The organism is Streptomyces sp. NPDC001315, from assembly GCF_042896175.1.
Classification (GTDB): Bacteria; Actinomycetota; Actinomycetes; order Streptomycetales; family Streptomycetaceae; genus Streptomyces.
This window is the reverse complement of record NZ_JBIAWZ010000006.1, coordinates 105,633-118,292: the sequence shown is the minus strand read 5'-3', so window position 1 is coordinate 118,292 and position 12,660 is coordinate 105,633. Positions and strand designations below refer to the sequence as shown.

12 protein-coding genes are annotated in these 12,660 nt (G+C 72.7%); 5 read left to right on the top strand and 7 right to left on the bottom strand.

Going from position 1 to position 12,660, the window contains the following annotated elements; all coding sequences use genetic code 11:
* Nucleotides 1-40 precede the first annotated feature (40 nt).
* On the top strand, nt 41-2,146 hold the full coding sequence (locus tag ACFY16_RS19170) for a SpoIIE family protein phosphatase (protein ID WP_390648303.1): 2,106 nt from the start codon (nt 41-43) through the stop codon (nt 2,144-2,146).
* Between the two features lie 171 nt (nt 2,147-2,317).
* Here the strand turns inward: ACFY16_RS19170 and ACFY16_RS19165 are convergent, their stop codons facing one another.
* A complete protein-coding gene (locus tag ACFY16_RS19165; RefSeq protein ID WP_390648302.1) occupies nt 2,318-3,118 on the bottom strand; it encodes a putative protein N(5)-glutamine methyltransferase in 801 nt (266 codons plus the stop codon).
* A gap of 373 nt (nt 3,119-3,491) precedes the next feature.
* On the opposite strand from ACFY16_RS19165, the gene ACFY16_RS19160 reads away from it, so the two are divergent.
* Together ACFY16_RS19160 and ACFY16_RS19155 are read left to right on the top strand one after the other, a co-directional pair.
* On the top strand, nt 3,492-5,507 hold the full coding sequence (locus ACFY16_RS19160) for an FAD-dependent oxidoreductase (protein WP_390648301.1): 2,016 nt from the start codon (nt 3,492-3,494) through the stop codon (nt 5,505-5,507).
* 30 nt (nt 5,508-5,537) lie between these two features.
* Complete coding sequence (locus ACFY16_RS19155) at nt 5,538-6,089, top strand: PadR family transcriptional regulator (RefSeq protein WP_390648300.1); 552 nt, start codon at nt 5,538-5,540, stop codon at nt 6,087-6,089.
* A 13-nt stretch (nt 6,090-6,102) separates the two neighbouring features.
* Here ACFY16_RS19155 and ACFY16_RS19150 read toward each other — a convergent pair whose 3' ends face one another.
* Together ACFY16_RS19150 and ACFY16_RS19145 are read right to left on the bottom strand one after the other, a co-directional pair.
* A complete protein-coding gene (locus tag ACFY16_RS19150; protein ID WP_390648299.1) occupies nt 6,103-6,669 on the bottom strand; it encodes a hypothetical protein in 567 nt (188 codons plus the stop codon).
* A gap of 166 nt (nt 6,670-6,835) precedes the next feature.
* Nucleotides 6,836-7,816, bottom strand: a complete 981-nt coding sequence (locus ACFY16_RS19145) for a fibronectin type III domain-containing protein (protein ID WP_390648298.1) — start codon at nt 7,814-7,816, stop codon at nt 6,836-6,838.
* A gap of 412 nt (nt 7,817-8,228) precedes the next feature.
* Between ACFY16_RS19145 and ACFY16_RS19140 the strand changes: the two genes are divergently transcribed.
* Entirely contained in the window at nt 8,229-8,933 is a 705-nt protein-coding gene (locus tag ACFY16_RS19140) for a glycoside hydrolase family 75 protein (protein ID WP_390648297.1), read from the top strand.
* Nucleotides 8,934-8,940: 7 nt separating this feature from the next.
* Here ACFY16_RS19140 and ACFY16_RS19135 read toward each other — a convergent pair whose 3' ends face one another.
* Nucleotides 8,941-9,702 (bottom strand): SDR family NAD(P)-dependent oxidoreductase, encoded by a 762-nt coding sequence (locus ACFY16_RS19135; protein WP_390648296.1) that lies wholly within the window; start codon nt 9,700-9,702, stop codon nt 8,941-8,943.
* A gap of 147 nt (nt 9,703-9,849) precedes the next feature.
* Here ACFY16_RS19135 and ACFY16_RS19130 point away from each other — a divergent pair, with 147 nt between their 5' ends.
* Nucleotides 9,850-10,488 carry a TetR/AcrR family transcriptional regulator gene (locus ACFY16_RS19130; protein ID WP_390648295.1) on the top strand — a complete coding sequence of 213 codons (639 nt, stop codon included), beginning with the start codon at nt 9,850-9,852 and terminating at the stop codon, nt 10,486-10,488.
* A 19-nt stretch (nt 10,489-10,507) separates the two neighbouring features.
* Here the strand turns inward: ACFY16_RS19130 and ACFY16_RS19125 are convergent, their stop codons facing one another.
* From ACFY16_RS19125 to dhaK, 3 genes are read right to left on the bottom strand one after another with little or no spacing between them, the layout of a single operon-like run.
* Nucleotides 10,508-10,918 (bottom strand): PTS-dependent dihydroxyacetone kinase phosphotransferase subunit DhaM, encoded by a 411-nt coding sequence (locus ACFY16_RS19125; RefSeq protein WP_390648294.1) that lies wholly within the window; start codon nt 10,916-10,918, stop codon nt 10,508-10,510.
* Nucleotides 10,911-11,510, bottom strand: a complete 600-nt coding sequence (gene dhaL / locus ACFY16_RS19120) for a dihydroxyacetone kinase subunit DhaL (protein WP_390648293.1) — start codon at nt 11,508-11,510, stop codon at nt 10,911-10,913. Before dhaL ends, ACFY16_RS19125 begins: the two co-directional genes overlap by 8 nt.
* 41 nt (nt 11,511-11,551) lie before the next feature.
* On the bottom strand, nt 11,552-12,544 hold the full coding sequence (gene dhaK / locus ACFY16_RS19115; RefSeq protein WP_390648292.1) for a dihydroxyacetone kinase subunit DhaK: 993 nt from the start codon (nt 12,542-12,544) through the stop codon (nt 11,552-11,554).
* Nucleotides 12,545-12,660 lie beyond the last annotated feature (116 nt).

Below are 12,660 nucleotides of genomic sequence, written 5' to 3'. Positions count from 1 at the left end.
GGGACGGCGTGCCGCGTGGATGGTCGGAGGCGGTGCGTGAATGAGTGCAGCCGGATCAGCCGGATCAGCTGGTTCACCCGGATCACCGGTGGCCCACGGCGTCGAGCCGGGACGCGGACCGCACAAGCCGAGCGGTCTGCTCGACGTGCTCAACGTGGCTTCGGTGGTACTGGACAACGAGGGGCGCATCGCGCTGTGGAGCCCCCAGGCGGAGGAACTGTTCGGCTACTCGGCGCAGGAGGCGCTGGGGCGGTACGCGGCGCACGTCATGGTGCACGAGCAGCACGTCGAGCTGGTCGTCAAGCTCTTCGCCGACGTCATGGCCACCGGTCAGGGCTGGGCCGGGGCCTTCCCGATCCGCCGCAAGGACGGCACCACCCGGCTCGTGGAGTTCCGCAACATGCGGCTCCTGGACGACCACGGCGACGTCTACGCCCTGGGACTCGCGACGGACCAGTCGACTGTGCGCCGACTGGAGCGGGGCGTGGCGCTGTCGACCCGGATCGTGGAGCAGTCGCCGGCCGGGCTGGCGGTCCTCGACACCGACCTGCGGTTCGTGTCGGTCAACCCGGCGCTGGAGCGGCTCGACGGCATCCCGACCGAGGATCACCTCGGGCGGACGATCCACGAGGTGCTGCCGCTGTTGGACGCCGACGTCCTGGTGTCCGAGGCGCGCCAGGTGCTGCGGACCGGTCTGCCGCTCGTCGACCGGCGCATCGTGGGCCGGACGTCGGCCGATCCGGACGAGGACCATGCCTGGGCCGTCTCCCTGTACCGGCTGGAGGACGCCCGCGGCACCGTACTGGGCGTGGCCGCCTCGACCGTCGACATCACCGAGCAGTACCGGGCGGGTGTCGAGGCCGAGCGGGCGCGGCGGCGCCTGGCCGTCATCGCGGACGCCTCCGCCCGGATCGGCACCACGCTGGAGCTGGACCGCACTGCCTGTGAGCTGGCCGATGTCGCCGTGCCGGAGCTCGCCGACATCGCGGCCGTGGACCTGCTGGAGGCGGTGGTGGAGGGCCGCCGCAGCAGCCTGGGTCCCGCCGAGGCGGCGGTCATCCGGGCGTTGGCCGTGCAGGCGGACGACGCCCCGGAGGCCCTGCGGGCGGCCGACCCACCCGGTCGGGTGGCCCGCTACGGGCCCGACCGGCTCGTCACGGAGTGCGTCCGCACGGGTGAGCCGGTCTTGGTGGCGCAGGTCAAGGAGGCGGACCTGCCGCGCATCGCGCGCTCTCCTGAGGCGGCCGAGCTGCTGGGCCGCGCGGGCGTCCACTCGTATCTGGCGGTTCCGCTGATCGCGCGGGGCGAGGTGCTCGGCGCGCTCGACCTCAAGCGCATCCGCAACCCGCTGCCCTTCGGCGAGGACGATCTGCTGCTCGCCCGGGAGCTGGCGGCCCGCGCGGCCGTGCAGATCGACAACGCCCGCTGGTACCAGAACGCCCGCAACACCGCGCTCACCCTCCAGCGCAGTCTGCTGCCCAGTCATCCGGCCGTCACCGGCGGCCTCGAGGTCGCCTCGCGCTACCAGCCCGCGGGCGCCACCACCGAGGTCGGCGGCGACTGGTTCGATGTCATTCCGCTGGAGGGCGGCAAGACCGCGCTCGTCGTGGGCGACGTGATGGGCAGCGGCATCTCCGCCGCCGCCACGATGGGCCGGCTGCGTACCGCGACCAACACGCTGGCCTCGCTCGGCCTCGACCCCGCCGTGCTCCTCGAACATCTCGACCGCAGCACGGCGGGCCTCGACCACTTCATCGCGACCTGCGTCTACGCCGTCCACGACCCCCGGCTGCGCCAGTGCCGGATCGCCAACGCCGGGCACCTGCCCCCGGTCCGGCTCCGTCCCGGCCACCTCCCGGAGCTGCTCGACCTGCCCACGGGCGCGCCGCTGGGCGTGGGCGGTGTCGAGTTCACCACCGTCACCGTCGACTTCGCCCCCGGCGACCAGCTCGTCCTGTACACCGATGGGCTCGTGGAGACGCGACGGCACTCCCTCGACGAACGGCTGGCCATGCTGCTGACGCTCCTTGACGACCGCTCACGCCCGCTGGAGAGCGTCTGCGACCACCTGCTGCGTACGCTGCACCACCCCGACAACCACGACGACGTGGCGCTGCTCATCGCCCGGGCACGTCCGGAGGCGTAGCCGCCCGCGCCACCCGCTCACCCATGTCACGGAGTTCTCGTGCACCGTGGTCCGGGCGACCGGGGGCACCGCGCGCCGTCTCCCGGCCGGTCGGGCAGCGGCGCGACGACCTGACACCCGTTGACGCGCCCTGCGGGCCCGCGGGTTCACGACCGCTCCTCCGGCGGAGCGCTACGCGCCCTTGGCTCCGATCACCACATGGGCGTACAGCTCCTCGGACTCGGCCAGGCAAGCGGTCAGGCCGGCGCGGGTGAAGGCTTCGACGGCCGTCGGCGCCTGGTGCTCACTCGTCTCGACGAACACGCAGCCTCCAGGGGCGAGCCAGTCGGGGGCCGCGGCGGCGACGCGGCGCAGCAGGTCGAGTCCGTCGGTTCCGCCGTCGAGGGCGGTCAGCGGTTCGTGGTCGCGTGCCTCGGCGGGCAGCAGGGCCACCGCGTCGGTGGGGACGTACGGCACGTTGGCGGCGAGGATGTCGACGCGGCCGCGCAGTTCGCCGGGGAGTGCCTCGAAGAGGTCGCCCGTGTGGACATGCCCGGTGACGTTCCGGCGGGCGCAGCGCACGGCGGCCGGGTCGATGTCGGCGGCGTGCAGTTCGACGCGGCCGAGGACGGCGGCCAGAGCCGCGCCGACCGCGCCGGAGCCGCAGCACAGGTCCACGACGAGGGCGGCGTGCGGGACTCGGGTGAGCGCCTGAGTGACGAGGAACTCGGTACGGCGACGGGGCACGAAGACGCCCGGTTCCACGGCGATGCGCAGACCGTGGAACTCGGCCCAGCCGAGGACGTGTTCGAGGGGCAGTCCCGCGACACGGCGGTCCACCATGGTGGTGAGTTCGTCCGGCGTGCGGGCGGTGGCCAGGATCAACTCCGCCTCGTCCTCGGCGAAGACGCACCCGCCGGCGCGCAGCGCAGCGACGACCAGGGAGGGGGAGAGGGGAGCGGAGGGGGAGGGCGAGGGAATGTGTGCGGGCATGGAAGCCGAGAGCCTTTCGGAAGCCGAAGGGCGCTCTCGCGGTCACCCGCAGCCGGTGATCCGCGCCGTCGCGACGAGGTGAGAGCACCCGACCTGACAAGCGGTAATGGGTCCCACCTCCTCGGTCTCTCCTGCCGGGTCCGTACCCAGCCGGACGGCCACCTTACCGTTCCCGCCGACTCAACGGGAGTGGTTCCCGCATCCAGGGCCGTTGTCGCTCAGCCGCGTGCTCGGAACGGCGTTGGGCGCCCCCCTGCGTCACTCGTGTCATGTGACTTCCATGACAAGGCACCGCGTAGTTTTGCAACTAGTTGCAAAAGCCGAGGCCGGTCCTCTACAACAGGAGGCGACGACACCGCGCACGGAGGCCCCGATGAGCCGTTACCCCCACCTGCTGAGCCCGCTCGACCTGGGCTTCACCACACTGCCCAACCGCGTCCTCATGGGCTCCATGCACGTCGGCCTGGAGGAGGCCGAGCGCGGATTCGAGCGGATGGCGGAGTTCTACGCGGCCCGGGCGCGCGGGGGAGTGGGCCTGATCGTCACGGGCGGCATCGCGCCCAACGACGAGGGACGCCCGTACGAGGGCGGTGCGAAGCTCACCACCGACGCCGAGGCCGAGCAGCACCGCGAGATCACCGACGCCGTGCACCGCGAGGGCGGCCGGATCGCGATGCAGATCCTGCACTTCGGCCGCTACGCCTACCACCGTGACCTGGTCGCGCCGAGCCCCGTCCAGGCGCCCATCAGCCCCTTCCCGCCCCGCGAACTCACCGACGCCGACGTCGAGCGGACCATCGGCGACTACGCCCGTGCCGCCCGCCTGGCCCGGCAGGCCGGCTACGACGGCGTCGAGATCATGGGCTCCGAGGGCTACCTCATCAACGAGTTCATCGCCGCGCAGACCAACCGCCGCACCGACCGCTGGGGCGGCTCGTACGAGAACCGCATGCGCTTCCCCGTCGAGATCGTGCGCCGCGTGCGCGAGGCGGTCGGCGAGGACTTCATCGTCATCTACCGGCTGTCCATGCTGGACCTCGTGCCCGGCGGCTCCTCGCTCGACCAGGTGATCACGCTCGCCAAGGCTGTCGAGGCCGCCGGGGCGACGATCATCAACACCGGCATCGGCTGGCACGAGGCCCGCATCCCCACCATCGCGACCTCCGTGCCGCGCGGCGCGTACACCTGGGTCACGAAGAAACTCATGGGCGCGGTCTCCGTCCCGCTCGTGACGACGAACCGCATCAACACCCCCGAACTCGCCGAGCAGTTGCTCGCCGACGGCTGCGCCGACATGGTGTCGATGGCCCGCCCGATGCTCGCCGACCCCGACTTCGTCGCCAAGACCGCGGCCGGCCGCCCGGAGGCCATCAACACCTGCATCGGCTGCAACCAGGCCTGCCTCGACCACACCTTCAGCGGACAGATCACCTCCTGCCTGGTCAACCCGCGTGCCTGCCACGAGACCGAGCTGATCCTCTCCCCGACCCGGCTGCGCAAGCGCGTCGCCGTCGTCGGCGCCGGACCGGCGGGCCTCGCCTGCGCCGTCAGCGCGGCCGAACGCGGCCACGCGGTCACCCTGTTCGACGCGGCGAGCGAGGTCGGCGGCCAGCTCAACGTGGCCCGCCAGGTGCCCGGCAAGCAGGAGTTCGACGAGACGCTGCGCTACTTCCGTCACCAGCTGGACGCGCACGGCGTGGACGTACGGCTCGACACGTGGGTGGGCGTGGAGGACCTCGCCGACTACGACGAGGTCGTCGTCGCCACCGGCGTCACTCCGCGCACACCCGAGATCCCCGGCGTCGACCACCCGAGCGTCATCGGCTACCTGGACGTCCTGCGCGACGGCGCCCCCGTCGGCGACCGCGTCGCGATCCTCGGCGCGGGCGGCATCGGCTTCGACGTCGCCGAGTACCTCACCGACGGCGGCGACAAGGCGAGCGAGGACCCGGCGACGTACTTCCGCCAGTGGGGCGTCGACATGGACTACCGCTCGCCCGGCGGCCTCGCCGCACCCGAGCGGCCCGCCCCGCCGCGCACCGTGCACCTGCTCCAGCGCAAGACCAGCAAGGTCGGCGCGGGCCTCGGCAAGACCACCGGCTGGATCCACCGCACCGAGCTGAAGCACCGCGGCGTCACCATGGTCCCGGGCGTGAGCTACGACCGTATCGACGACGCCGGACTGCACATCACCGTCGGCGAGGAGAGCACGATCCTCGAGGTCGACACGATCGTGCTGTGCACCGGGCAGGATCCGCGCCGCGGCCTGTACGAGGAACTGCTCGCCGCCGGGCGTGACGCGCACCTCATCGGCGGTGCCGACGTGGCCGCCGAGCTCGACGCCAAGCGGGCCATCAAGCAGGGCACGGAGCTGGCGGCGGCCCTGTAGCGCGGCCCGGCGCCTCCCTAGGATGACTCCATGTCACTCCCGCACGCGATCCTCACCGCCCTGCTCGAGAAGCCGTCGGCAGGGCTGGATCTGACCCGCCGGTTCGACAAGTCGATCGGCTACTTCTGGTCGGCGACGCACCAGCAGATCTATCGCGAGCTGGGACGGCTGGAGACCGAGGGATACATCCGAGCCCTGCCGGCCGAGCAGCCGGCCCGCGGGCAGAAGAAGACCTACGAGGTCCTGCCCGCGGGCCGCGCCGAACTGGCCCGCTGGACGGCCGCCGCCCAGGACCCGAAGCCGCACCGCGACGCGCTCTTGCTGCGGCTGCGCGCCGCGGCCGTGGTCGGCACGGCGGGCCTGGAGGACGATCTGCGCCGCCATCTCGACCTGCACCGGCGGCAGTTGGCCGAGTACGAGGAGATCGAGGAGCGCGACTTCCCGCCCGGCAAGGACGGCGCCGAGGACCGGCTGCGGCACCTCGTGCTGCGCGCGGGCATCGATCTGGAGACCTTCTGGACGCGCTGGCTCACGCACGCACTGGAGGAGTTCGCGGAGCTGGAGCCCGAGGAGCAGGCGTGAGCGCCTGAGCGGATCACAGCCGGTTCGGCTTCGAACGGCGGCGCAGGAACCAGGCCGTGGCGATGACACCGCCACCCACCAGGGCTCCGCCCACCGCCATCGTCAGCGTGCCGTAGTCCCGGACGGCACCGCCGAAACCGCCCAGGACGCCGCGCGAGGGCGATGACGTCGCGGAGATGGTCGGCGCGGAGCGTGAGGCAGGCGCGGTGGGCGCGGTGGGCGCGGACACGATCACGGACTGTGTGCCCGCGGTGCCGCCGTTCGAGCACATGACGATCACCGTGTACGTGCCCGGGACGACGTTCGACCAGGCCGCGGACTGGCTGACGGTCGTGCCGGACAGCGCCACCTGACGCCCCTGGGCGAAGCTTCCCTGGCTGCTGTTGAGCAGCGACGCGGTGCCCCAGCTGCCGTTCATCTGGGTGCACGCGCCGGTCACCACCGACACGGTGGATCCCGCCGTGCTCACGGAGATGCCCGGACCCTGGGCCACGGCCGGTCCGGGGGCCAGGGCGAGCGGTATCGCCGCGGCGGCCGTGCCGGTCAGGCCGGCGCGGAGGAGTGGGTGGGTAGTGCGCATCGGTTGTCCTCCGGCGGCACGGTCGGCGGTCCATCCCTTGCGCCGCCGAGGATCGGGAAGGCCGTGCCCCCTCAGGTGCAGCCAACGTGCCCCCGGCGCGGCCCGCATTCCGGCCACCCCCAGCCAGGTGAAGGAGCCCTTCGTACGGCGCAACCCCCGGGGGACGTCACGGGATCGCCCCGGCGCCCGCCCCCGTCGTCACCGTCGACTCCGCCGAGAAGCCGCCCCAGGTGCCGTCCGGCAGCCTGGCCCGGATGCGCACCCGGTGGCTGACCCCCGCCTCCCGCCCCACGTAGAAGCTGTAGGTCGCCCGGTCACGCGGCGGGGTCCCGCCCCACACCAGGGAGGTGGCCGGGCGGCCGTCGAGCTGGATCTGGTACTCCGTGACCACGCCGTCCGTGCGCGGCGGCACCCAGGACAGGTCGAGGTAGTACGCCCCGTCGGCAGCGTGCGTCGTCACGCGGAAGCCGGACGGCGCGGTGTCCCGCCCGTCATCGGTGCCCGGGGCAGTGATGAGGCGGACGGTGTCACTGACGGGCGAGAGGTTGCCGGCCGCGTCCCGGGCCCGGACGGTGAAGGAGTAGCGGGTGCCCGGTCGCAGGCCCGTGATCACGGTCGCGGTCTGGCTCGCTCCGACGCTGTGGATCTTCGTCCCGCCCTGGTGGACGTCGTACGAGAGCACCTTCCGGTCGTCCGTCGACGCGGACCAGGACAACTGGACGGCCCGGCTGCCGACCGCCCGCCCGTTGAGGCCGCCCGGGCGGGTCGGGGCCGAACGGTCCGCGGCGACGGCCGCCGGAGTCGTGGCGCGCACCGCACGGCTGCGCGGCCCGAGCCGTCCGGCGGAGTCCCGGGCACGCACGGTGAAGACGTACGTGGTGGACGGGTGGAGCCGGGTGACGTCCACCATGTGCGCGGCGGCGGGCACGTCCGTCACCTTCGTGGGGCCGCGGTACACCTCGTATCCGCCGATGCCGTCGGCCGCGGAGACCGCGTTCCACATGACGTGCACGCTGGTCGCGCTGCCCGCGACGGCGGTGACCCCGGTCGGCACGCCGGGCAGCCGGGCGCTCTCCCCGTCGTCGGCCCCCGCCCAGCCGCAGGACGTGACCAGCAGGAGGCCGCAGAGCGGCAGAAAGCGTCGCACGACTCGCCTCCCGGCACGGCACGGCGGCAATGGTCCGGACCAATATGGCGCCGGTGTCGCCGTCCATCAAGAGGGCGGCCAAAAGGGCGGCCGAGACGGCGGTCGAGAGGGCGGTCGGGGGGCCGTCAATGGTGACGGCCCGGGCGAGTTACGTATGCTGAAGTCACTCACGGCTGAACTCTCCACCAGAACAGGGGAGTTCACGCCTCTGGCGCGGACCGCTGTCGTCGCTGATCCCGCGCCGGCGCGGGTGTCCGGGTGGTTGGGTCCTGGAAAGGTTCCGGCCACCCGGCCCCTGTCGGATTATCAGGGGGCGTGCGCCGTACGGACCACTCAGGGTGGCCAGGTGCTTGGACCCGCACCAGATTTGGGCGAGTGTTCGTCAAGTCCCCCCACGAGAGGGTTTCCCATCGTGCGTGTCCGGTCGCTGACGCTGGCTGTGGCCGGCCTTGCCCTGCTGGCTCCGACGACGCTGCCCGACCCCCCACCGCGGGAGGGTGCCCAGCAGAAGCCACTGGCGCCCCGGAGCGAGGGCGCCGTCCGCGCCGCCGACCTGCTGGCCAAGGTGCGTGACTGTGCCCAGGTCTCCCGCGGCCGGTACCGCACCGACGCCGACCAGCCCGCCACCGTTCCGGTCTGCGGCACCGAGTCCGCCGTCCACTGGACGGCGGACATGGACATCGACTGCGACGGGCGGCCGGGCACGCACTGCAACGGCAGCTCCGACCCGTCGTTCTCCGGCGCCACGGCGTTCACCCAGTCCGACGGCCGTTACCTGAGCGCCGAGGAGCTGCCGTACATCGTGGTGCCCGGCGCGAGCGACATCTGGGACTACCGTGCCCACGGCGTCCACGGAGGCTCGGTCGCGGCCGTCGTCTACCGTGACCGGGTCCAGTACGCGGTGGTGGGCGACACGGGCCCGGGCGAAATCATCGGCGAGGCGTCGTACGCCGCCGCGCAGGCGCTCGGTATCCCTCCCGACCCGCACGGCGGCGGCACGCCCTCCGGCGTCACCTACATCGTCTTCAAGGACTCCGAGGTGTCGCCGATCGAGGACCATGCGGCCGCCGTGGCCACCGGGGAGCGGTTGGCGCGGTCGTTCGTGAAGGGCGACTGAGCGGCCGTCAGACCGCCGACCAGCCGTCGTCGACCGGCAGGACCACGCCGTTGACGTTGCTCGCCGCGTCCGAGGCGAGGAACACGATGGCGGCGGCCTGCTCCTCGGGCTCGGCCAGCCGGCCGACGTTGACGAAGTGCGGGCCGAGCGCCGCCGGTCCGTGCGCGCTCTGGTCGGCGTCCACCGCGATGGCGGTCTTCGTGCCGCCGGGGGCGATGGCGTTGGCGCGGATGCCCTTGCCCCGGTACATCACGGCCAGGTTCTTGGTGAGCCCGACCACGCCGTGCTTGGAGGCCGTGTACGCGGCGCCCGCAGCGCTGCCGCGCAGTCCGGCCTCGGAGGCCGTGTTGACGATCGCGCCCCTGCCCGCCGCGAGCATGTGCGGCAGCACCGCCCGGGTGAGCAGGAAGGGCGCGGTGAGGTTGACCCGGAGGACCCGCTCCCACTCGGCGTCGCTGACGTCGGCGAGCGCCGACATCCGGTCCATGATCCCGGCGTTGTTCACCAGGACGTCCACACCGCCGAAGCGCTCCACGGCGGTCGCGGCCACCTGGTCGACGACGGCCTGCTCGCTCAGGTCGCCCGTGACGGCGACGGCGGTGCCACCCGCCTGCTCTATCTCCTTGACGACCGCCTCCGCGCCCTCGGCGTTGAGGTCGGCCACCAGGACCCTGGCCCCCTCCGCGGCGAAGGCCAGTGCGGCGGCGCGCCCGATGCCCGAGCTCCCTCCGGTGACGATGACGCTGCGGCCGTCGAGTCCAGTGGCCATGGGGGTGCTCCTCAGTGTGCGGTGTGGGGGGCGTCGAGCCCGTTGCGCTCCAACAGTACGACTTATTGTCTGTGAGTGACATAAAGTCATGGTGAAGAATCTCGGACGTACGGAGTCTCATCAGAGCGACTGGGACCGGAGGGACGGATGACCGCATCCCGCGGACGCACGGGACGACCACCGCTGACGGAGGAGCGCAAGGCCGAGATCCGGCTCGAGATCGCGCGAGCCGCGGTGGAGCTGTTCGTCGAGCAGGGCGTCGCGGCGACCACCGGCGAGCAGATCGGACAGGCGGTCGGCGTCTCCGCGCGGACCGTGTGGCGCTACTTCCCGAGCAAGGAGAGCTGCGTACGCCCGCTCTTCACCGCGGGAATCGACGTGATCGCGGCCTTCCTGCGCGACTGGCGCACCGGGCAGCCCCTGGAGGAGGCGTTCGACCAGGCGCTGACCGACGAACTCCGCCTGACACCCGGCCCCGGCTACACCACCGTCGGCGCGCTGATACGCCTGACCTGGACCGAGCCGGGACTGCGCGCGGTCTGGCTCCAGTCCTACGACGAGGCCGAGCCGGCGTTCGCCCGCGCCCTCGCCGAACGGGCCGGCCTGCCCGCCGACGACCTGCGGCCCGCCATCCAGGCGGCGGTGCTGAACGCGGCCCTGCGCGCGGCAGTGGAGCACTACGCCCGGCGCACCGCCGACACCGACCAGGCCCCCGCCACCGCGGAGGCCGAACTGGCCGCGACCATGCGCTCGGCGCTGGCGGTGGCGGCACAGGGGCTGGCCTAGCTCCTCGTCGCGGGCGCCCTCACACCTTTCGGTACGTGTACGCCTCCGCTGCCGCCGCCTCCACGGCGTCGAGGTCGGCTCCCGTCGCCGCCGTGACGACCGCGGCCACGGCGCCCTCCACGAACGGGGCGTCGACCAGGCGGGAGTCGGCGGGAAGTTCGTCGCCCTCCGCCAGCAGCGCCTTCACGGTCAGGACGGCGCTGCCGAGGTCGGTGAGGACGGCGACCCCGGCGCCCCGGTCCACGGACGCCGCCGCGGCGGCGATCAGCTCGGCGCTCGTACCGAGCCCGCCACCCTCGGTGCCGCCCGCCGGGGCGACGGGCACCGTGACGCCGCCGCCCGCCAGCCCCTTCGCCAGCTCGGCCACGGACGCGGCCACCTGCGCGCTGTGCGACACCAGCACGATCCCGACCAGCTTCTCGTCACTCACCGTTCGCCTCCGAAAGAGCGGCGATCAGCAGCGCCGAAGACGTGGCACCCGGGTCCTGGTGCCCGATGCTGCGCTCGCCGAGATAGCTGGCCCGGCCCTTGCGGGCCTGGAGCGGAATCGTCGCCTCGGCACCCTGCTCGGCGGCCGTGCGTGCCGCGGCGAAACCCTCGCCGAGGGCGTCGACGGCCGGCACCAGGGCGTCGATCATCGTCTTGTCGCCCGGCGCGGCACCGCCGAGCGTCATCACGGCGTCCACGCCCGCACGCAGCGCCGCGGCGAGCTGCTCCGCGTCGACCTCCGCCGCGTCGCCGAGCGCCTTGCCGGTGCGCCGCAGCAGCGTCCCGTACAGCGGTCCGGACGCCCCGCCGACGGTGGAGATGAGCTGCCGCCCGGCGAGGGTGAGGACGGCACCGGGCGTCCCGGGCGCCTCCTTTTCCAGCGCGGCGGTCACTGCGGTGAACCCGCGCTGCAGATTGCTGCCGTGGTCGGCGTCCCCGATGGGCGAGTCGAGGGCGGTGAGCCGGTCCGCCTCGCGGTCGACAAAAGCCGCGGTCGCGGTCATCCAGCGGCGGAAGAAGTCGGCGTCGAGCACTGGATCTCCTTGCGTGGTAGGTACGTCGGCCTTCGACCGGATCAGGCGCCCCAGCGCAGGCCCGGCGTCTTCACGGGCGCGTCCCACAGCCGCAGGAGTTCCTCGTCGACCTGGCACAGCGTCACCGAGGCACCCGCCATGTCGAGCGAGGTCACATAGTTGCCGACGAGCGTGCGGGCGACAGCGACACCGCGTTCCCCGAGCACCCGCTGGACCTCGGCGTTGAAGCCGTACAGTTCCAGCAGCGGCGTCGCACCCATGCCGTTGACCAGCACGAGGACGGGGTTGCGGGCGGGCATGTCCTCCAGGATGGCGTGGACGGCGAAGTCGGCGATCTCGCTCGAGGTCATCATCGCCCGTCGCTCCCGGCCCGGCTCGCCGTGGATGCCGACGCCCAGCTCCAGCTCGCCCGACGGCAGGTCGAAGGTGGGGCTGCCCTTGGCAGGCGTGGTGCACGCGCTGAGCGCGACGCCGAAGCTACGGGAGTCCTCGTTGACCTGCGCGGCGAGCGACTGCACCCGCTCCAGGGGCTGCCCCTCCGCGGCGGCCGCTCCGGCGATCTTCTCCACGAACAGCGTGGCTCCGGTGCCGCGCCGGCCGGCCGTGTAGAGGCTGTCGGTGACCGCCACGTCATCGTTGACCAGCACCTTCGCGACCAGGATGCCCTCGTCCTCGGCGAGCTCGGCCGCCATGTCGAAGTTGAGGACGTCCCCGGTGTAGTTCTTCACGATGAACAGGACCCCGGCCCCACTGTCCACGGCCGCCGCAGCCCGCACCATCTGGTCGGGAACGGGCGACGTGAACACCTCGCCGGGGCAGGCGGCGGACAGCATGCCGGGCCCCACGAAACCGCCGTGCAGCGGTTCGTGCCCCGAGCCCCCGCCGGAGACGAGGCCCACCTGCCCGGCCACGGGGGCGTCCCGCCGTACGATCACGCGGTTCTCCACGTCGACGGTCAGCTCCGGATGGGCGGCCGCCATGCCCCGCAGCGCGTCCGCGACCACGGTCTCCGGGACGTTGATGAGCATCTTCACGGGTACCTCCTGGTGAGACTGGCAGGTGGGCTCCTGACCTGCGTCATGGCTGGTCAGGCCGACCACGGGCACTTGATGAACTTGGCGGTGCGTGGCGGTTGCGCGCGGGCTCCGGC

Coding starts and splice junctions, on each gene's coding strand:
- ACFY16_RS19160 (WP_390648301.1), top strand. CDS start 3,492: ATGAGCCGTTACCCCCACCTGCTGAGCCCGCTCGACCTGGGCTTCACC.
- ACFY16_RS19165 (WP_390648302.1), bottom strand. CDS start 3,118: ATGCCCGCACACATTCCCTCGCCCTCCCCCTCCGCTCCCCTCTCCCCC.
- ACFY16_RS19155 (WP_390648300.1), top strand. CDS start 5,538: ATGTCACTCCCGCACGCGATCCTCACCGCCCTGCTCGAGAAGCCGTCG.
- ACFY16_RS19135 (WP_390648296.1), bottom strand. CDS start 9,702: ATGGCCACTGGACTCGACGGCCGCAGCGTCATCGTCACCGGAGGGAGC.
- ACFY16_RS19170 (WP_390648303.1), top strand. CDS start 41: ATGAGTGCAGCCGGATCAGCCGGATCAGCTGGTTCACCCGGATCACCG.
- ACFY16_RS19150 (WP_390648299.1), bottom strand. CDS start 6,669: ATGCGCACTACCCACCCACTCCTCCGCGCCGGCCTGACCGGCACGGCC.
- ACFY16_RS19130 (WP_390648295.1), top strand. CDS start 9,850: ATGACCGCATCCCGCGGACGCACGGGACGACCACCGCTGACGGAGGAG.